General features: G+C 51.4%; 15 protein-coding genes, 2 tRNA genes, 2 rRNA genes and 1 other annotated feature. Of the genes, 5 read left to right on the forward strand and 14 right to left on the reverse strand.

The annotated features are described in order from the left end of the window. Positions 1-95: 95 nt before the first annotated feature. The 7 genes from AC07WB_RS14810 to rluD form a co-directional block, all read right to left on the reverse strand. A 23S ribosomal RNA gene (locus AC07WB_RS14810) occupies positions 96-3001 on the reverse strand. A 201-nt stretch (positions 3002-3202) separates the two neighbouring features. Continuing rightward, a tRNA-Ala gene (locus AC07WB_RS14815) sits at positions 3203-3278 on the reverse strand. Between the two features lie 143 nt (positions 3279-3421). Beyond that, positions 3422-3498, reverse strand: a tRNA-Ile gene (locus AC07WB_RS14820). A 73-nt stretch (positions 3499-3571) separates the two neighbouring features. Next, positions 3572-5112: ribosomal RNA gene (locus tag AC07WB_RS14825) — 16S ribosomal RNA — on the reverse strand. The 16S and 23S rRNA genes sit together here with 2 tRNA genes alongside, the layout of an rRNA operon. A gap of 475 nt (positions 5113-5587) precedes the next feature. Beyond that, positions 5588-8161: an ATP-dependent chaperone ClpB gene (clpB, locus tag AC07WB_RS14830; protein WP_097096322.1), complete on the reverse strand. Its 2574-nt coding sequence runs from the start codon at positions 8159-8161 to the stop codon at positions 5588-5590. 126 nt (positions 8162-8287) lie between these two features. Then, complete coding sequence (gene yfiH / locus AC07WB_RS14835) at positions 8288-9016, reverse strand: purine nucleoside phosphorylase YfiH (RefSeq protein WP_494940739.1); 729 nt, start codon at positions 9014-9016, stop codon at positions 8288-8290. After that, positions 9013-9993: a 23S rRNA pseudouridine(1911/1915/1917) synthase RluD gene (gene rluD, locus AC07WB_RS14840; RefSeq protein ID WP_097096320.1), complete on the reverse strand. Its 981-nt coding sequence runs from the start codon at positions 9991-9993 to the stop codon at positions 9013-9015. Before rluD ends, yfiH begins: the two co-directional genes overlap by 4 nt. A gap of 130 nt (positions 9994-10123) precedes the next feature. On the opposite strand from rluD, the gene bamD reads away from it, so the two are divergent. From bamD to pheA, 4 genes are all read left to right on the forward strand, one after another. Next, positions 10124-10864, forward strand: a complete 741-nt coding sequence (bamD, locus tag AC07WB_RS14845) for an outer membrane protein assembly factor BamD (RefSeq protein ID WP_097096319.1) — start codon at positions 10124-10126, stop codon at positions 10862-10864. Between the two features lie 277 nt (positions 10865-11141). Next, positions 11142-11468 (forward strand): ribosome-associated translation inhibitor RaiA, encoded by a 327-nt coding sequence (gene raiA / locus AC07WB_RS14850; protein ID WP_097096318.1) that lies wholly within the window; start codon positions 11142-11144, stop codon positions 11466-11468. Between the two features lie 97 nt (positions 11469-11565). Beyond that, positions 11566-11690, forward strand: a sequence feature (Phe leader region). After that, entirely contained in the window at positions 11567-11614 is a 48-nt protein-coding gene (gene pheL, locus AC07WB_RS14855) for a pheA operon leader peptide PheL (RefSeq protein WP_100703679.1), read from the forward strand. It overlaps the preceding feature by 48 nt. Before the next feature lie 22 nt (positions 11691-11712). Further along, positions 11713-12876, forward strand: coding sequence for a bifunctional chorismate mutase/prephenate dehydratase (gene pheA / locus AC07WB_RS14860; RefSeq protein ID WP_494940740.1), 1164 nt, complete (start codon positions 11713-11715; stop codon positions 12874-12876). A 32-nt stretch (positions 12877-12908) separates the two neighbouring features. On the opposite strand, the gene tyrA is transcribed toward pheA, so the two are convergent. Together tyrA and AC07WB_RS14870 are read right to left on the reverse strand one after the other, a co-directional pair. After that, positions 12909-14030, reverse strand: coding sequence for a bifunctional chorismate mutase/prephenate dehydrogenase (tyrA, locus tag AC07WB_RS14865; RefSeq protein WP_097096316.1), 1122 nt, complete (start codon positions 14028-14030; stop codon positions 12909-12911). A gap of 6 nt (positions 14031-14036) precedes the next feature. Continuing rightward, a complete protein-coding gene (locus AC07WB_RS14870; protein WP_097096315.1) occupies positions 14037-15116 on the reverse strand; it encodes a 3-deoxy-7-phosphoheptulonate synthase in 1080 nt (359 codons plus the stop codon). Positions 15117-15402: 286 nt separating this feature from the next. On the opposite strand from AC07WB_RS14870, the gene AC07WB_RS14875 reads away from it, so the two are divergent. Next, the gene (locus AC07WB_RS14875; RefSeq protein ID WP_494940741.1) at positions 15403-15924 is read left to right on the forward strand and encodes a GNAT family N-acetyltransferase; all 522 of its coding nucleotides are present in this window, start codon (positions 15403-15405) and stop codon (positions 15922-15924) included. Between the two features lie 56 nt (positions 15925-15980). Here AC07WB_RS14875 and rplS read toward each other — a convergent pair whose 3' ends face one another. From rplS to ffh, 5 genes are all read right to left on the reverse strand, one after another. Beyond that, positions 15981-16331 (reverse strand): 50S ribosomal protein L19, encoded by a 351-nt coding sequence (rplS, locus tag AC07WB_RS14880; protein WP_007893316.1) that lies wholly within the window; start codon positions 16329-16331, stop codon positions 15981-15983. Between the two features lie 42 nt (positions 16332-16373). Next, positions 16374-17138, reverse strand: a complete 765-nt coding sequence (gene trmD, locus AC07WB_RS14885; protein WP_494941079.1) for a tRNA (guanosine(37)-N1)-methyltransferase TrmD — start codon at positions 17136-17138, stop codon at positions 16374-16376. Between the two features lie 35 nt (positions 17139-17173). Then, positions 17174-17722: a ribosome maturation factor RimM gene (gene rimM, locus AC07WB_RS14890; protein ID WP_097096313.1), complete on the reverse strand. Its 549-nt coding sequence runs from the start codon at positions 17720-17722 to the stop codon at positions 17174-17176. A gap of 18 nt (positions 17723-17740) precedes the next feature. Next, positions 17741-17989 (reverse strand): 30S ribosomal protein S16, encoded by a 249-nt coding sequence (gene rpsP / locus AC07WB_RS14895; protein ID WP_007893313.1) that lies wholly within the window; start codon positions 17987-17989, stop codon positions 17741-17743. A 142-nt stretch (positions 17990-18131) separates the two neighbouring features. Beyond that, positions 18132-19493, reverse strand: coding sequence for a signal recognition particle protein (gene ffh / locus AC07WB_RS14900; RefSeq protein WP_097096312.1), 1362 nt, complete (start codon positions 19491-19493; stop codon positions 18132-18134). Positions 19494-19548 lie beyond the last annotated feature (55 nt).

The following is a 19548-nucleotide window of genomic DNA, read 5'->3' on the forward strand; positions in this document are numbered from 1 at the left end:
TGTTTCGTTCACGAAGCCCTGTCAGGCACCGCAAACCAATCCATAAACAAGCTGAAAATCTCTGGTCTCTCTCACCAAAACGCCTCTGGCGTTGTAAGGTTAAGCCTCACGGGTCATTAGTACCGGTTAGCTCAACGCATCGCTGCGCTTACACACCCGGCCTATCAACGTCGTAGTCTTCAACGTCCCTTCAGGACTCTCAAGGAGTCAGGGAGAACTCATCTCGGGGCAAGTTTCGTGCTTAGATGCTTTCAGCACTTATCTTTTCCGCACTTAGCTACCGGGCAGTGCCATTGGCATGACAACCCGAACACCAGTGGTGCGTTCACTCCGGTCCTCTCGTACTAGGAGCAACCCCCCTCAATTCTCCAGCGCCCACGGCAGATAGGGACCGAACTGTCTCACGACGTTCTAAACCCAGCTCGCGTACCACTTTAAACGGCGAACAGCCGTACCCTTGGGACCTACTTCAGCCCCAGGATGTGATGAGCCGACATCGAGGTGCCAAACACCGCCGTCGATATGAACTCTTGGGCGGTATCAGCCTGTTATCCCCGGAGTACCTTTTATCCGTTGAGCGATGGCCCTTCCATTCAGAACCACCGGATCACTATGACCTGCTTTCGCACCTGCTCGAGCCGTCACTCTCGCAGTCAAGCTGGCTTATGCCATTGCACTAACCTCCTGATGTCCGACCAGGATTAGCCAACCTTCGTGCTCCTCCGTTACTCTTTGGGAGGAGACCGCCCCAGTCAAACTACCCACCAGACACTGTCCGCAGCCCGGATTACGGGCCTACGTTAGAACATCAAACATTAAAGGGTGGTATTTCAAGGTTGGCTCCACGCAGACTGGCGTCCACGCTTCAAAGCCTCCCACCTATCCTACACATCAAGGCTCAATGTTCAGTGTCAAGCTATAGTAAAGGTTCACGGGGTCTTTCCGTCTTGCCGCGGGTACACTGCATCTTCACAGCGATTTCAATTTCACTGAGTCTCGGGTGGAGACAGCCTGGCCATCATTACGCCATTCGTGCAGGTCGGAACTTACCCGACAAGGAATTTCGCTACCTTAGGACCGTTATAGTTACGGCCGCCGTTTACCGGGGCTTCGATCAAGAGCTTCTCCTTGCGGATAACCCCATCAATTAACCTTCCGGCACCGGGCAGGCGTCACACCGTATACGTCCACTTTCGTGTTTGCACAGTGCTGTGTTTTTAATAAACAGTTGCAGCCAGCTGGTATCTTCGACTGGCTTCAGCTCCGGGAGCAAGTCCCTTCACCTACGCGCCAGCGTGCCTTCTCCCGAAGTTACGGCACCATTTTGCCTAGTTCCTTCACCCGAGTTCTCTCAAGCGCCTTGGTATTCTCTACCTGACCACCTGTGTCGGTTTGGGGTACGATTTCGTGTTACCTGGAGCTTAGAGGCTTTTCCTGGAAGCAGGGCATCAGTTACTTCACCACCGTGGTGGCTCGTCGTCACGCCTCAGCCTTAAGACACCCCGGATTTACCAAAGGTGTCAGCCTACACGCTTAAACCGGGACAACCGTCGCCCGGATAACCTAGCCTTCTCCGTCCCCCCTTCGCAGTAACACCAAGTGCAGGAATATTAACCTGCTTCCCATCGACTACGCTTTTCAGCCTCGCCTTAGGGGTCGACTCACCCTGCTCCGATTAACGTTGAACAGGAACCCTTGGTCTTCCGGCGAGCGGGCTTTTCACCCGCTTTATCGTTACTTATGTCAGCATTCGCACTTCTGATACCTCCAGCAACCCTCACAGGCCACCTTCAACGGCTTACAGAACGCTCCCCTACCCAACAACGCATACGCGTCGCTGCCGCAGCTTCGGTGCATGGTTTAGCCCCGTTACATCTTCCGCGCAGGCCGACTCGACCAGTGAGCTATTACGCTTTCTTTAAATGATGGCTGCTTCTAAGCCAACATCCTGGCTGTCTGTGCCTTCCCACATCGTTTCCCACTTAACCATGACTTTGGGACCTTAGCTGGCGGTCTGGGTTGTTTCCCTCTTCACGACGGACGTTAGCACCCGCCGTGTGTCTCCCGTGATAACATTCCTCGGTATTCGCAGTTTGCATCGGGTTGGTAAGCCGGGATGGCCCCCTAGCCGAAACAGTGCTCTACCCCCGAGGATGAGTTCACGAGGCGCTACCTAAATAGCTTTCGGGGAGAACCAGCTATCTCCCGGTTTGATTGGCCTTTCACCCCCAGCCACAAGTCATCCGCTAATTTTTCAACATTAGTCGGTTCGGTCCTCCAGTTAGTGTTACCCAACCTTCAACCTGCCCATGGCTAGATCACCGGGTTTCGGGTCTATACCCTGCAACTTAACGCCCAGTTAAGACTCGGTTTCCCTGCGGCTCCCCTATACGGTTAACCTTGCTACAGAATATAAGTCGCTGACCCATTATACAAAAGGTACGCAGTCACCCCATAAAGAGGCTCCCACTGCTTGTACGTACACGGTTTCAGGTTCTGTTTCACTCCCCTCGCCGGGGTTCTTTTCGCCTTTCCCTCACGGTACTGGTTCACTATCGGTCAGTCAGGAGTATTTAGCCTTGGAGGATGGTCCCCCCATATTCAGACAGGATACCACGTGTCCCGCCCTACTCTTCGAACTCACAACCTGTGCACTTTCGTGTACGGGACTATCACCCGGTGTCGTGCGACTTTCCAGACGCTTCCACTAATGCACAAACTGATTCAGGTTCTGGGCTGCTCCCCGTTCGCTCGCCGCTACTGGGGGAATCTCGGTTGATTTCTTTTCCTCCGGGTACTTAGATGTTTCAGTTCCCCGGGTTCGCCTCGCAACACTATGTATTCATGTTGCGATGATGCACTGAGTGCACCGGGTTTCCCCATTCGGACATCGTCGGCTGTAGCGGTTCATATCACCTTACCGACGCTTTACGCAGATTAGCACGTCCTTCATCGCCTCTGACTGCCAGGGCATCCACCGTGTACGCTTAGTCGCTTAACCTCACAACCCACAGGCGTTTTGCAACGCTGCAGACTGTAAGCATTTGAGAGACTCGAACATGTTGTTATTCATTTCTTATTACGGAGAAATGAACCAACACGTCGTTTCAATTTTCAGCTTGTTCCGGATTGTTAAAGAGCATAATACTTCGCAGCACACCGTTTCCGGTTTGCTCTGAAGTATTGTTTTGAGTCACTGTAATGGTGGAGCTAAGCGGGATCGAACCGCTGACCTCCTGCGTGCAAGGCAGGCGCTCTCCCAGCTGAGCTATAGCCCCATACAGTTACTGCAGAGACCATCTACTACCACTCAACCGAGTACATTTCCTGAGAAATGCAATTCGTGCTCAGGCAAGGCATGTTTCCGCGAAGCATAGTGAACTATGCGAGCCGGAGACATAACGCAGCGTGAGTGCGAATTTGGTAGGCCTGAGTGGACTTGAACCACCGACCTCACCCTTATCAGGGGTGCGCTCTAACCACCTGAGCTACAAGCCTGTAGAGGTTTTTTCTGCTCGTTACTTTCTATCAGACAATCTGTGTGAGCACTTCGCGGGAAGGTATCTTCAGGTAAGGAGGTGATCCAACCGCAGGTTCCCCTACGGTTACCTTGTTACGACTTCACCCCAGTCATGAATCACAAAGTGGTAAGCGCCCTCCCGAAGGTTAAGCTACCTACTTCTTTTGCAACCCACTCCCATGGTGTGACGGGCGGTGTGTACAAGGCCCGGGAACGTATTCACCGTAGCATTCTGATCTACGATTACTAGCGATTCCGACTTCACGGAGTCGAGTTGCAGACTCCGATCCGGACTACGACGCACTTTATGAGGTCCGCTTGCTCTCGCGAGGTCGCTTCTCTTTGTATGCGCCATTGTAGCACGTGTGTAGCCCTACTCGTAAGGGCCATGATGACTTGACGTCATCCCCACCTTCCTCCAGTTTATCACTGGCAGTCTCCTTTGAGTTCCCGGCATTACCCGCTGGCAACAAAGGATAAGGGTTGCGCTCGTTGCGGGACTTAACCCAACATTTCACAACACGAGCTGACGACAGCCATGCAGCACCTGTCTCAGCGTTCCCGAAGGCACCAAAGCATCTCTGCTAAGTTCGCTGGATGTCAAGAGTAGGTAAGGTTCTTCGCGTTGCATCGAATTAAACCACATGCTCCACCGCTTGTGCGGGCCCCCGTCAATTCATTTGAGTTTTAACCTTGCGGCCGTACTCCCCAGGCGGTCGACTTAACGCGTTAGCTCCGGAAGCCACTCCTCAAGGGAACAACCTCCAAGTCGACATCGTTTACGGCGTGGACTACCAGGGTATCTAATCCTGTTTGCTCCCCACGCTTTCGCACCTGAGCGTCAGTCTTTGTCCAGGGGGCCGCCTTCGCCACCGGTATTCCTCCAGATCTCTACGCATTTCACCGCTACACCTGGAATTCTACCCCCCTCTACAAGACTCTAGCCTGCCAGTTTCGAATGCAGTTCCCAGGTTAAGCCCGGGGATTTCACATCCGACTTGACAGACCGCCTGCGTGCGCTTTACGCCCAGTAATTCCGATTAACGCTTGCACCCTCCGTATTACCGCGGCTGCTGGCACGGAGTTAGCCGGTGCTTCTTCTGCGGGTAACGTCAATCGGTAAGGTTATTAACCTCACCGCCTTCCTCCCCGCTGAAAGTACTTTACAACCCGAAGGCCTTCTTCATACACGCGGCATGGCTGCATCAGGCTTGCGCCCATTGTGCAATATTCCCCACTGCTGCCTCCCGTAGGAGTCTGGACCGTGTCTCAGTTCCAGTGTGGCTGGTCATCCTCTCAGACCAGCTAGGGATCGTCGCCTAGGTGAGCCATTACCCCACCTACTAGCTAATCCCATCTGGGCACATCCGATGGTGTGAGGCCCGAAGGTCCCCCACTTTGGTCTTGCGACGTTATGCGGTATTAGCTACCGTTTCCAGTAGTTATCCCCCTCCATCGGGCAGTTTCCCAGACATTACTCACCCGTCCGCCACTCGTCACCCGAGAGCAAGCTCTCTGTGCTACCGTCCGACTTGCATGTGTTAGGCCTGCCGCCAGCGTTCAATCTGAGCCATGATCAAACTCTTCAATTTAAGTTTGATTTGCTTAAACAAGTTAAGCGATGCTCATCTGTAAAACGTCATAATGAATTTCATTATGTGTTCACTCGTGAGGCTTTGATATTTTGTTGCGTCCGGAGACGCTGATATCAATCCTGCGAGTGCCCACACAGATTGTCTGATAAATTGTTAAAGAGCGTTGCGAACAGCGGGTTAGCCGCCTGTCGCGAGGTGGCGTATATTACGCGTTCCTCCTTCAGAGTCAAACACTTTTTTCAGCGTTTTCATCCGGCGGGATGAATTTCTTCACTCCCTGCTGAGCCGCCTGCGTTGCCGCTTTGCCGTCTCAGTGGTGGCGCATTATAGGCAGTTCATTTCAACTGACAAGTGCTAATTTGAAGTTTTTGCGCGACCGCTCACTTTCCAGGCTATACGTTGCAAAAAGCAGCGAATTCTTGCGTAAAGCGCATAAAAAACGGGCCCGCAGGCCCGTTTTAATCAGAATGGATTATTGATGCGCAACAATCACATCATCTTTAACATCCATTTCAATGGTTTTACCCGGAACTAAAGCACCAGAAAGAATCTGCTGCGCCAGCGGGTTTTCAATTTGCTGCTGGATAGCACGCTTTAATGGACGCGCACCATAAACCGGGTCATAACCATTTTCACCAAGCAATTTGAGCGCCGCATCAGAGATGTGCAGCTGGTAACCGCGCTCCTCAAGACGCTGATACAAGCGCTGCAGCTGAATCTGTGCAATAGAAGCAATGTGCTTTTCGCCCAGTGGGTGGAACACCACCATGTCATCGATACGGTTAATAAACTCCGGACGGAAATGCTGTCCAACAACCGTCATCACCACTTCTTTCATTTCCGCATAATCCAGCGCGCCGAAGCGTTCCTGAATAAGATCGGAACCAAGGTTCGAGGTCATGATCACTACGGTGTTACGGAAATCGACCGTACGCCCCTGACCATCGGTCAAACGCCCATCATCCAACACCTGCAATAAGATGTTGAATACATCGGGATGCGCCTTCTCAACCTCATCCAACAGAATTACCGAATAAGGGCGACGACGCACCGCCTCTGTCAGATAACCGCCCTCTTCATAGCCAACATAACCCGGAGGAGCACCCACGAGGCGTGACACCGAGTGTTTTTCCATAAACTCAGACATATCAATGCGCACCATCGCGTCATCGCTGTCGAACAGGAAGTTGGCCAGCGCCTTACACAATTCGGTTTTACCGACGCCGGTTGGTCCGAGGAACAAGAAGGAACCAATCGGACGGTTTGGATCCGACAAGCCGGCGCGGCTACGACGGATGGCATTCGATACTGCTTCCACCGCTTCGTTCTGTCCAATCACCCGAGCATGCAACTCTTGCTCCATGCGCAGCAGCTTCTCTCGCTCGCCTTCCATCATGCGTGCGACTGGAATTCCGGTCCAACGCGCCAGCACATCAGCGATCTCCACATCTGTTACGCGATTGCGTAACAGCTTCATGGTTTTGCCTTCAGACTGCGTAGCGATAGCTAACTGTTTTTCCAATTCCGGAATTTTGCCGTATTGCAACTCAGACATCTGGCCAAGATCGCCCATGCGACGCGCTTGCTCCATTGTCAGACGCGCCTGTTCCAGCTCCGCTTTAATATTCTGCGTACCGGTTAAGGAGGCCTTTTCCGCTTTCCATTCCTCTTCCAGCTCAGCGTATTCTCGCTCTTTCTGGTCGAGTTCGGCTTCGAGCATTTCCAGACGCTTCACGCTGGCATCATCAGATTCTTTCTTCAGCGCTTGCTGCTCAAGTTTTAACTGGATGATGCGACGCTCAAGACGATCAAGTGATTCTGGCTTCGAATCCATCTGCAGACGAATACTGGATGCCGCTTCATCAATCAGGTCAATCGCCTTATCAGGCAGCTGACGATCGGAGATATAACGATGCGACAACGTTGCCGCAGCCACAATCGCGGGATCGGTGATCTGCACATGATGATGCAACTCATAGCGTTCTTTCAGTCCGCGTAAAATGGCGATGGTATCTTCCACACTCGGCTCAGCAACAAACACTTTTTGGAAACGACGTTCCAGCGCCGCATCTTTCTCAATGAACTGGCGATACTCATTCAGCGTAGTGGCGCCAACGCAATGCAGTTCACCGCGCGCCAACGCTGGTTTCAGCATGTTGCCTGCATCCATTGCACCGTCAGCTTTACCGGCACCCACCATGGTATGCAGTTCATCGATAAACAGGATGACGTTGCCTTCCTGTTTAGCCAGATCGCTAAGCACGCCTTTCAGACGCTCTTCAAATTCGCCGCGATATTTAGCACCAGCCACCAGCGCGCCCATATCCAAAGCCAGCACGCGACGACCTTTCAGACCTTCAGGAACTTCGCCATTAATGATGCGCTGTGCTAATCCTTCGGCGATAGCCGTTTTACCAACGCCAGGTTCACCAATCAGCACCGGGTTATTTTTAGTACGGCGCTGCAACACCTGAATAGTGCGACGGATTTCTTCGTCACGACCAATTACCGGGTCGAGCTTGCCAAGTTCAGCACGCTCGGTAAGGTCGATAGTGTATTTTTTTAAAGCCTGACGCTGATCTTCAGCACCCTGATCGTTCACGTTGTCTCCTCCCCGTAATTGGTCAATGGCCTTAGAGAGTTTTTCCGCTGTCGCACCAGCCGATTTTAAAATATCAGCCAGCGAGCCACGAGAATCGAGGGCCGCCAAAATAAAGAGTTCTGATGAAATAAAGTTGTCGCCGCGCTTTTGCGCCAGCTTGTCGCACAGGTTCAGTACCCGAATTAAATCGGCGGATGGCTGCACGTCGCCATCAGTACCTTCCACCTGCGGTAGTCGATTAATCGCTTGTTCGATACTGGTACGTAAACCAGCCACATCGGCCCCTGCTGCGCTAAGCAGCGGACGTACCGATCCGCCTTCCTGATTAAGCAACGCGCTCATCAAATGAAGGGGTTCTATGAATTGATTGTCTTGCCCCAGAGCAAGGGACTGTGCATCGGCAAGTGCCAGTTGAAATTTATTAGTAAGACGATCCAGACGCATAATTCCTCCCATTACAGGTCAAAATGCTACTGGAGATTAAATGAGGTCATCCCTCAAATTTTTCAAGGTTAATGACCTGAGTTGTGAGCAAAAAATACGCTAACTGGACCGTCTTGTGGCGTAAGATTATCTCAGCCAAATCAAAGTTGCCATACGCCCAGTGATTCCGTCGCGTCGGAAGGAGAAAAAATCCTCGCGCTCATGATAAGTGCAACGCGTAGAAACGTTGATGGAACGCACCCCGGCGGTCAGTAAACGTTGGCGAGCCAGCAACCAAATATCGGCAAAGTATTTGTTACCAACCGGGCGAAAAGCCTCTTGCGCTTGCGGATCGTGAGCCATAAACGCCGTTTTGACTTCCGCTCCCACTTCAAAAGCCTGCGGACCAATTGCTGGACCAAGCCATGCATGAATGTCCTTCGTCGCACAATGGAACTGTGACAACGTCTGTTCCAGCACGCCGTTGCAGAGCCCGCGCCAGCCAGCATGTGCTGCAGCCACTTCACTGCCATCTTTGCTGCAAAACAGCACCGGCAAACAATCTGCCGTCATGACGGCGCAAACCACCCCGCTTTCACGCGTGATTGCGGCATCCGCCCTGGGTAGCCGCTCACTGGCGGGCAAACGCGCAACATCCTGACCATGAATTTGATCAAACCATTGCGGCATTACCGGTAAGGCAAGCTGCTCAGCCAGGCAGTGGCGATTATGCATTACGTGCGCCTCAACATCACCAACGTGCGTACCGAGATTCAGCGAATCCCATGGCGCAGCGCTAATACCGCCGTGACGCGTAGTGGAACATGCCCGAACACGCTGCGGTGCAGGCCAGTCCGGGATGATCCACTCACTCATAGCCAATCCATCTGATCACGGAATTCGTGCGTATCGGCTTTTAGGGCATCAATCAGATCGACCATATCCTGCGGCAACGGCGCATGCCACTCCATCTCAATACCGGTAATAGGGTGATAGAGACGTAACATCGTGGCATGCAGCGCCTGACGATCAAAACCACGCAACGTAGTAATGAAAGCTTCAGATGCGCCTTTTGGCGGACGAGGGCGACCGCCGTAAAGGGGATCGCCCACCAGCGGATGATTGATATGCGCCATGTGCACACGAATCTGGTGCGTACGACCGGTTTCCAGGCGCAAACGCAAACGCGTATGGGCACGGAAATGCTCCATGATGCGATAGTGCGTAGTAGCCGGTTTTCCCATCGGATGCACCGCCATGTGCGTACGTTTGGTAGAGTGGCGCGCCATTGGCTGATCCACGGTACCGCCTGCCGTCATGGTACCAATCGCTACGGCTTCATATTCGCGGGTAATTTCGCGCAGCTGTAGCGTTTCAACCAGGTGAGTTTGCGCAGGAACGGTTTTCGCGACTACCATCAGGCCGGTTGTGTCTTTATCAAGACGATGAACAATACCGGCACGGGGAACATCAGCAATCGGCGGGTAATGGTAAAGCAACGCGTTAAGCACTGTACCATCCGGATTACCGGCACCTGGATGCACCACTAAGCCACGAGGTTTATTGATAACCAGAATATCGTCATCTTCGTAGACGATATTCAATGGGATGTTTTGCGCTTCCCAGCGTTGCTCTTCTTCGATCTCAGCATCGATCGAGACATGCTCACCGCCAAAAACTTTTTCTTTTGGTTTATCGATGATGGTGCCATTAACGCTGACCCGGCGCTCAAGAATCCATTCTTTTATGCGAGAACGTGAATAATCAGGGAACAATTCTGCCAAAGTCTGATCTAAGCGTTGTCCAAGTTGTGCTTCGGACACCGTTGCGGTGAGTTGAACTTGTTGTGCCATATACAGCTTCTTCGTTAACGTTGGGTTTTCACGGCGATGCCGTTTAATATAATGTGCTATCGTACCTGGCCATAACCGGGAGCTATACGGACAGCTTCTGCTATAACACTTTGAGGATAATCATTTCGTCATGACGCGTATGAAACATCTGGTGGCTGCTGCCACACTGAGCCTAAGCCTGGCGCTTGTGGGTTGTTCCGGCTCATCGGATCCCGTGCCGGACAGCCCGCCGTCTGAAATTTACGCCACGGCCCAGCAAAAGCTGCAGGACGGTAACTTTAAAGCGGCAATTAAGCAACTGGAAGCACTGGATAACCGCTATCCGTTTGGCCCTTATTCGCAGCAAGTACAGCTGGATTTGATCTACGCGTATTACAAAAATGCCGATCTGCCACTGGCGCAAGCCGCTATTTCTCGCTTTATGCGTCTGAATCCAACCCATCCGAATATTGACTATGTCATCTATATGAAAGGTCTGACGGATATGGCGCTGGACGATTCTGCACTGCAGGGCTTCTTCGGTATCGATCGTTCCGATCGTGATCCGACGCACGCTCGTGATGCTTTCCGTGACTTCTCGCAGTTACTGCGCGGTTATCCAAACAGCCAATATGCTGCGGATGCGCAGAAACGTTTAGCGTTCCTGAAAGAACGTTTGGCGAAGTATGAACTCTCGGTGGCGCAATTCTATACCAAGCGTGGTGCTTATGTCGCTGTTGTTAACCGCGTTGAAAGTATGATGAAGGATTATCCTGATACTGCAGCAACTCACGAAGCGCTGCCGCTGATGGAAAATGCTTACCGCCAACTTCAGTTAACGACTGAAGCTGATAAAGTGGCAAAAATCATCGCGGCTAATAATCAGTCCTGATTTTCAAGCCCACAAAAAAGCAGCCGTATGGCTGCTTTTTTTATGTCTGCTTTAGCTGAAAGCCGGTTGAAAACGTTCTTTATCGCTGCGGTTAACCCATCAATAGTGCGCCCTTACTGCTGCTCCATCAAGCGTTTCCCACTACTTTCCCAGCCTTTCTCACAATTCGTCTTTATTGACAAAATGTGACATTTCAATGTGATCCAGATCACATAATTTCTTAATCTCCGCGGTATGCTGGTCCTACCCAGACGGAAAATGACAGAGAGGTTTAACTATGATTCTGAACATTACCAGCAAACAAATGGAAATCACCGAGGCCATTCGTAATCATGTTGAAGAGCGTCTCGCCAAGCTGGAAAAATGGCAAACACATCTGATAAACCCTCACATTGTGTTATCGAAAGAGCCGAAGGAGTTTGTGGCAGATGCCACCATCAACACACCTAACGGAACACTGGTTGCCAGTGCGAAACATGATGATATGTATACGGCCATCAATGACCTGATTGCTAAGCTGGAGCGACAACTCAACAAAGCGCAACATAAACCCGAAGCTCGTCGCGCTAACAGCAGCGTCAAAGATTTTATCCCTGCAGGATAACTACACATTTTCCAGTAACGCGCCTTAGGGCGCGTTTTTTATTGACAGCCTTAAATCAGTACGGTTACTCTCAAACCACTTTAATGTTGGAAACAAGCATGAAACATCTCCCGTTCTTCTTCGCATTCTTTTTTACCTTCCCCTGATTGGGAGGCGATTCGTCATGTGAAAATGAATGCGAAGACGAACAACAAAGCCTCCCAAATGGGAGGCTTTTTTATTGGACATTTTACAGGTGAGCCCTATGAATCCCGAAAACCCGCTGCTGGCATTACGCGACAAAATCAGCGCCGTTGATGAAAAATTATTAACGCTATTGTCGGAGCGCCGCATACTGGCCGTTGAAGTGGCGCAAGCAAAACTGGCTACGCATCGCCCAATCCGCGATATTGAACGTGAGCGTGCATTGCTGGAAAACCTGATAGCGTTAGGTAAAAAACATCAGCTGGATGCGCATTACATCACCCGTCTGTTCCAGCTGGTGATTGAAGATTCGGTTCTAACTCAGCAGGCCCTGCTGCAAAAGAATCTCAACCATCCGCATGCGCACGCACCGCGGATTGCATTTTTGGGTCCGAAAGGCTCTTACTCACATCTTGCAGCACGAAAATATGCCACACGTCATTTTGATTCGATGGTTGAGCTCGGCTGCCTAAAGTTCCACGACATTATTCATCAGGTTGAAAGTGGTCAGGCAGACTATGCAGTGATGCCTATTGAAAACACCAGTTCTGGCTCGATCAATGACGTCTACGACTTACTGCAACAAACCACGCTGTCAATTGTGGGGGAGCTCACTATTCCAATTGAGCATTGCGTACTGGTTAGCGGCAGCACTGATTTGCAGCAGATCGAAACAGTCTACAGCCATCCTCAGCCGTTCCAGCAGTGTAGCCAGTTCATCAATCGCTTCCCGCAGTGGAAAATTGAATATACCGAAAGCACGGCAGCTGCCATGGAAAAGGTGGCAGCGATGAATTCACCTAAGGTTGCCGCATTGGGTAGTGAGGCCGGTGGCGAACTGTATGGGTTACAGGTGTTAGAGCGTAATCTAGCCAATCAGCAACAGAACCACACGCGCTTCATTGTGTTGGCGCGTAAAGCGATCGAAGTTTCCAGTCAGGTACCCGCAAAAACGACATTGATCATGGCAACGGGCCAGCAAGCGGGGGCATTAGTTGAAGCACTGATGGTGCTGCGCAACCATGGTCTGATCATGAGTAAGCTGGAGAATCGCCCCATCAACGGCAATCCGTGGGAAGAGATGTTTTACATTGATGTGCAGGGTAATCTGCAATCAGAAAGTATGCAGTTGGCGTTAACTGAGTTAAGTGGTTTAACCCGTTCATTAAAAGTGCTCGGCTGTTATCCGGGCGAGAATGTGGTACCCGTCGAACCACGCCTCTAAGCAAAAAGGCATCCTTATGGATGCCTTTTATTTTACTGTCGGCTGTCGTTGGCCGATCGCAACATACTTCGGCTTTCTACGAGGAAGCGTTTAGCATAATCACCAAACCAATGCTCAACACGTTCGAAGCTATCGATAAACGCCTGCTTATCGCCCTGCTCGAGCAGTTTTATCGCATCGCCAAAACGCTGATAATAACGCTTAATCAGCGCCAGATTGCTCTCCGAGGACATGATGATGTCCGCGTAAAGCTGCGGGTCCTGGGCGAACAGACGTCCAACCATAGCCAGTTCAAGGCGATAGATTGGCGAGGACAACGCCAGCAGCTGATCGAGATTAACGTTCTCTTCTGCCAGATGCAGACCGTAAGCGAAAGTCGCAAAGTGACGCAGCGCCTGAATAAATGCCATATTCTGGTCATGCTCCACCGCACTAATGCGATGCAATCGCGCTCCCCAAACTTGGATCTGTTCCAGGAACCACTGATACGCTTCCGGCTGACGACCATCACACCAGACAACAACCTGCTTCGCCAGGCTCCCGCTGTCTGGGCCGAACATGGGGTGCAGTCCCAACACCGGTCCGGTGTGCGCAGCAAGCATTGCCTGCAGCGGACGGTTCTTCACCGACGCCAGATCGACCAGGATGCAGTCTTCTGGCAACTTCGGTAACTCACCAATGATCTGCTCTGTCAGATGGATAGGCACACTGATGATCACCATGCCTGCATCTTGCAGCAACGCGTCTGAACGATCCCAATCGCCTTTGTCCAGAATACGCACCTGATAACCAGACAGCGTGAGCATCTTTTCGAACAAACGTCCCATCTGGCCACGACCACCGACGATCACCACTGGACGCAATGTTGGGCAAAGGGTTTTGAAGCCTTTATCATTCTCATGCGCATAGGATTCGCGCATTAAACGACGCAGCACATCTTCAATCAAGTCCGGTGATACGCCGAGCGCTTCGGCTTCCTGACGGCGTGAAGCCAACATGCTGGCTTCACGCTCAGGAACATAGATTGGCAAACCGTAGCGGCTTTTAACTTCCCCGACTTCGGCTACCAGCTCCAGCCGTTTTGCCAGTAAACCCAGCAGTGCTTTATCGACTTCATCAATTTGATCGCGTAGCGCGGTCAGTTCAGCCACCATGACTCATTACACCTCGTGTGACAGACGCGCCGACAGCACTCCCTGCAGATCCTGATGGATTTCACGCAGCAAGGTTTCCGTGGTTTCCCAATCGATGCAAGCATCAGTCACGGAAACGCCATATTTCATTTCGCTACGAGGCTGTTCAGAAGACTGATTGCCTTCATGAATGTTGCTTTCCAGCATCAGGCCAATGATGGAGCGGTTTCCATCCTTAATCTGCGCGATAGCCGATTCGGCTACGCCAGGCTGACGGCGATAGTCTTTGTTAGAATTACCATGGCTGCAATCTATCATTAAGGCTGGGCGCAGTCCCGCTTTCAGCATCTCTTTTTCACACTGAGCGACATCTTCAGGACCATAGTTTGGTGCTTTCCCACCGCGCAGAATGACATGCCCATCCGGGTTGCCCTGCGTTTGCAGCAGACAAACCTGTCCTGCCTGATTGATGCCGACAAAACGGTGTGGCATCGCGGCGGCACGCATCGCATTGATGGCAGTACCAAGGCTGCCATCCGTGCCATTTTTAAAGCCAACCGGCATTGAAAGACCTGAAGCCATCTCACGGTGGGTTTGTGATTCGGTGGTGCGCGCACCAATCGCCGACCAGCTAAATAGATCGCCTAAGTATTGCGGGCTGTTTGGATCCAGCGCCTCAGTTGCCAACGGTAAACCCATTTCAACAAGATTAACCAGTAGCTGGCGCGCAATATGCAGCCCGGCTTCCATATCAAACGAGTTGTTCATATAAGGATCGTTGATTAACCCCTTCCAGCCGACGGTGGTTCGAGGTTTTTCAAAATACACGCGCATAACGATGTACAGCTGATCCTTCAACTGTGCAGAAAGAGATTGCAACTGACGGGCATATTCAAGTGCGGCTTCGGTATCGTGAATCGAACAAGGACCACAAACCACCAACAGGCGCGGATCGCGGCCTGCAATAATGTCGGCGATGGTTTGGCGAGAAGACGCAATTTGCGCTTCCTGCGTCGCAGTAAGCGGGAATTTAGCTTTCAGCTCTTGCGGGGTAATTAAAATTTGTTCGTCGGCGATATGCACATTGTTCAGCGCGTCTTTTTGCATGATTGCGATCCTTTTTACTCGTTTATGCGGTTTGGGATCCTCACTGAGGATGGGACTTACTTTACCACAACATGTACGCCATGCAATCCACAAGCGTACACTTTTATTACCACTAAAATAAAAACGCACAAGAAGCATATTTATTTTAATAAATATCAGCAACATAATTACAAATCACCCAATCCGATAGTGTAAACAATAAATTACAACCCATCGGCTTTTGATGATGACCTTAGGCAAAAAGGCAGATAACATTATGTTATTCATTTATTTTTCAGGAGAGGTCATGTCTATATCTTTAGTAAAATTACGCCCCTTCACCCGGCAGGATATCGATGAATTCACGCATGCCGTAAACGAATCTCTTAGCAGCCTTAAGCCCTGGATGGCTTGGGCACACGATGATTATCGTAGTGATGAAGCGGCCAGTTGGATCGATTTCACTGAGCTCCAACGCAGTAAAGGTGAGGCAGAAGAGTTCGCCATCGTTGATGGTAGCGATCGACTATTAGGCGGTGCCGGTATTCGCTTCGCGAGGCAGCCGGGCGAATTTAGCGCATTAGGATATTGGGTACGTAGCGATGCTCAACGGCAAGGAGTAGCAACCCGCGCGGTAGAGCAACTGGTCAAGTTTGGTTTTCAGCATCCGCACATTAATCAGTTAGAGATTCTGGCGGCGGAAAATAATCATGCTAGTCGCGCAGTGGCATTACGCAGTGGCTTTAAGTTTGTCGATTATCGCTATGGACTGATCATTTTAGAGAGCGGAGCCGTCAACACCGCGATTTATCATTTGCAGCGCCAATAAAAAAGGGGCTGGCCAAATGGCCAACCCCTTGTTTGCTATTAACTTTGAGAAGTCGCTTACGCGCCAAGACGCTCTTTGATACGAGCTGACTTACCGGTACGCTCACGCAGGTAATACAGTTTGGCTTTACGCACAGCACCACGACGTTTAACAGCAATGCTGTCAATTACTGGTGAGTGAGTCTGGAAGACACGCTCAACACCTTCGCCGTTAGAAATCTTACGAACAGTGAATGCAGAATGCAGACCGCGGTTACGAATAGCGATAACCACGCCCTCGAATGCCTGCAGACGCTTCTTAGAACCTTCTACGACCCATACTTTCACTTCCACGGAATCACCCGGACGGAATGAAGGTACGTCCTGCTTCATCTGCTCTTGTTCAAGTTGCTTGATAATGTTGCTCATAATTAAATCTCTTATCCTGGGTAAACTGATAGTGAGGGAAGATTACTCTCCCGCCTCATCGTTTTGTTGCTGCTGATGTTCACGCTGGAACTCATTTAGCAACCGTGCTTGCTCTTCAGTCAGAGCCAGGTTTTCCAGAAGTTCAGGTCTTCTTAGCCAGGTACGGCCTAACGACTGTTTCAGACGCCAGCGGCGAATATCGGCATGGTTGCCCGACAGTAAAACTGGCGGAACCTCCATCCCTTCTAACACTTCAGGTCGGGTGTAGTGCGGGCAATCCAGCAAACCATCCGAGAACGAATCCTCATCGGCTGACGCCTGTTTCCCCAACACGCCGGGAATAAACCTGGCGACCGAGTCAATTAACGTCATGGCTGGCAGCTCACCGCCACTGAGAACGTAATCACCGATTGACCATTCTTCGTCAATCTCAGTGTGAATTACGCGCTCATCTATCCCTTCGTAACGACCACAAACCAGAATCAACTTCTGATTCGTCGCCAGCTCGCAAACGCCCTGTTGGTCCAGTTTGCGTCCCTGAGGTGAAAGATAAATCACCTTAGCGCCCTCTCCCGCCGCCGCTTTCGCTGCGGAGATGGCATCCCGTAAGGGTTGCACCATCATCAACATTCCCGGTCCGCCGCCGTAAGGACGGTCGTCCACGGTACGGTGCCGGTCGTGCGTGAAGTCACGAGGACTCCAGCTTTGAATGTTGAGCAGGCCATTTTTTACTGCCCGGCCAGTTATCCCGTACTCGGTAATAGCGCGAAACATCTCTGGAAACAGGCTAATAACACCAATCCACATCGCGTTCGCCGTTACGTTACCGGATTGTCCGGAGATCAAAAACCAGGATCCCAATCTACTTCAATAAGGCCAGTAGAGAGATCGACTTTCTTGATAACCTGTTCATCAAGAAACGGAATTAACCGCTCTTGCGCACCAAATGCATCCTTCAGGTTTGCCTTAACGACGAGAACGTCGTTTGATCCGGTTTCCATCAAATCAATGACTTTGCCCATCTCATAGCCTTCGAGGTTGACTACTTTCATACCCATAAGGTCTTTCCAGTAGTAATCGCCTGCTTCCAGCGCTGGCAGCTGCGTGGAGTCAACCGTGATTTCGCAATTGGTTAACTGCGCCGCAGCGTCCCGATCGTCAATGCCTGTGACTTTGATGATCAAGTCCTGATTGTGGTGCTTCCAGCCCTCAAGTTCGACCTGCTGCCATTTACCGGCGCGCTGGATGAACCAGGGTTGGTAGTCGAAGATGCTTTCAGCGTCTTCAGTGGAGGAAAACACTTTGAGCCAACCTCGAATGCCGTAAGCCGCACCCATTTTTCCCAATACGATCGGGTTAACGGGAGGCTGCCCGGCAGGTTTAATGCTCATGCTCACCACCGTGACAGATTAAGCTGCTTTTTTTGCTTCTTTGATCAGCGCGTTAACGCGATCAGAAAGCGTTGCGCCCTGGCCAACCCAGTGCTCAATACGGTCCAGATCCAGACGCAGACCTTCAGCCTGACCAGAAGCGATCGGGTTGAAGAAACCTACGCGCTCGATGAAACGACCGTTACGCGCATTGCGGCTGTCAGTAACGACGACCTGATAGAACGGACGCTTTTTAGCGCCGTGACGTGCCAAACGAATTGTTACCATAACATCCTCATTAGTTAATAAAGCGCTCGGGCCCCATCGAGGAACGGGGCCCGAGCGCGATATAAAAAGCCCGAAAATTTTACTCATTTTGGCGCAAAAAGCAACCTGAGCGTGCTAAATTTCCGGCTTTTCGGCGGTCGCGTTAGCGACCAGGGAATCCAGGCGGCATCATACCTTTCATGCCACGCATCATTTTGGCCATGCCGCCTTTCTTCATTTTCTTCATCATGCGCTGCATATCATCGAACTGTTTCAGCAGTCGATTGACGTCTTGCACCTGCATACCTGAGCCCAGCGCAATACGACGTTTGCGCGAACCCTTGATGATTTCTGGCTTCTCACGCTCTTTACGCGTCATCGAGTTGATGATGGCTTCCATGCGAACCAGTACTTTGTCATCCATCTGCGATTTAACGTTATCAGGCAGTTGACCCATGCCCGGCAGTTTGCCCATCAGGCTCGCCATACCGCCCATGTTGCGCATCTGCTTCAGCTGCTCAAGGAAGTCGTTGAGATCGAAACCGTCGCCGGTTTTCAACTTCTTAGCCAGTTTCTCAGCCTGATCGCGGTCAACTTTGCTTTCGATATCTTCAATCAGCGACAGCACATCGCCCATGCCGAGAATGCGCGACGCGATACGGTCTGGATAGAATGCTTCCAGCGCCTCAGTCTTCTCGCCCATCCCCATGAATTTGATTGGCTTGCCGGTAATGTGGCGAATCGACAGCGCCGCACCACCGCGCGCATCACCGTCGACTTTCGTCAAGATGACACCGGTCAGCGGCAGCGCTTCATTGAAGGCTTTTGCCGTATTGGCGGCATCCTGACCCGTCATCGCATCGACCACAAACAGGGTTTCCACCGGATTAATCGCGGCGTGTACCTGTTTGATTTCATCCATCATCGCTTCATCAACGTGTAAACGACCGGCGGTATCCACCAGCAGCACATCGTAGAATTGCAGTTTGGCTTCTTTCAGCGCGTTCTGAACAATATCAACTGGCTTCTGGCTCAAATCAGATGGGCAGAAATCGACGCCAACCTGCTGTGCCAGGGTTTCTAACTGTTTGATCGCCGCGGGGCGATAAACGTCAGCAGAAACCACTAAGACTTTCTTCTTGTGCTTCTCGCGCAAGAATTTACCCAGTTTCGCCACGCTGGTCGTTTTACCGGCACCCTGCAAACCCGCCATCAGCACCACGGCCGGCGGCTGCGCATTCAGATTGAGCGCATTGTTTTCGGCGCCCATCGCCGCAACCAGTTCGTTGCGGACGATTTTGATGAACTCCTGGCCTGGCGTCAGGCTTTTGTTCACATCGTGGCCAACGGCGGCTTCTTTTACGCGATTAATAAATTCACGTACCACCGGTAGCGCAACGTCGGCTTCCAGTAGCGCCATGCGTACTTCACGCAGTGTGTCTTTGATGTTGTCTTCGGTCAGCCTTCCGCGGCCGCTGATATTGCGCAGGGTTTGCGACAAACGATCGGTTAAATTATCAAACATGCTCTCTCACTTAGAACCGTAGCGAGGCCGCCATAGGCGACACAATGCGGCGGAT

This window comes from Pantoea sp. GW821-FHT03E06, assembly GCF_059420725.1.

Excerpts from the sequence above, each read along its gene's own strand:
- clpB (WP_097096322.1), bottom strand. The coding sequence starts at position 8,161 with ATGCGTCTGGATCGTCTTACTAATAAATTTCAACTGGCACTTGCCGAT.
- yfiH (WP_494940739.1), bottom strand. The coding sequence starts at position 9,016 with ATGAGTGAGTGGATCATCCCGGACTGGCCTGCACCGCAGCGTGTTCGG.
- rluD (WP_097096320.1), bottom strand. The coding sequence starts at position 9,993 with ATGGCACAACAAGTTCAACTCACCGCAACGGTGTCCGAAGCACAACTT.
- bamD (WP_097096319.1), top strand. The coding sequence starts at position 10,124 with ATGACGCGTATGAAACATCTGGTGGCTGCTGCCACACTGAGCCTAAGC.
- raiA (WP_097096318.1), top strand. The coding sequence starts at position 11,142 with ATGATTCTGAACATTACCAGCAAACAAATGGAAATCACCGAGGCCATT.
- pheA (WP_494940740.1), top strand. The coding sequence starts at position 11,713 with ATGAATCCCGAAAACCCGCTGCTGGCATTACGCGACAAAATCAGCGCC.
- tyrA (WP_097096316.1), bottom strand. The coding sequence starts at position 14,030 with ATGGTGGCTGAACTGACCGCGCTACGCGATCAAATTGATGAAGTCGAT.
- AC07WB_RS14870 (WP_097096315.1), bottom strand. The coding sequence starts at position 15,116 with ATGCAAAAAGACGCGCTGAACAATGTGCATATCGCCGACGAACAAATT.
- AC07WB_RS14875 (WP_494940741.1), top strand. The coding sequence starts at position 15,403 with ATGTCTATATCTTTAGTAAAATTACGCCCCTTCACCCGGCAGGATATC.
- rplS (WP_007893316.1), bottom strand. The coding sequence starts at position 16,331 with ATGAGCAACATTATCAAGCAACTTGAACAAGAGCAGATGAAGCAGGAC.
- trmD (WP_494941079.1), bottom strand. The coding sequence starts at position 17,138 with ATGTGGATTGGTGTTATTAGCCTGTTTCCAGAGATGTTTCGCGCTATT.
- rimM (WP_097096313.1), bottom strand. The coding sequence starts at position 17,722 with ATGAGCATTAAACCTGCCGGGCAGCCTCCCGTTAACCCGATCGTATTG.
- rpsP (WP_007893313.1), bottom strand. The coding sequence starts at position 17,989 with ATGGTAACAATTCGTTTGGCACGTCACGGCGCTAAAAAGCGTCCGTTC.
- ffh (WP_097096312.1), bottom strand. The coding sequence starts at position 19,493 with ATGTTTGATAATTTAACCGATCGTTTGTCGCAAACCCTGCGCAATATC.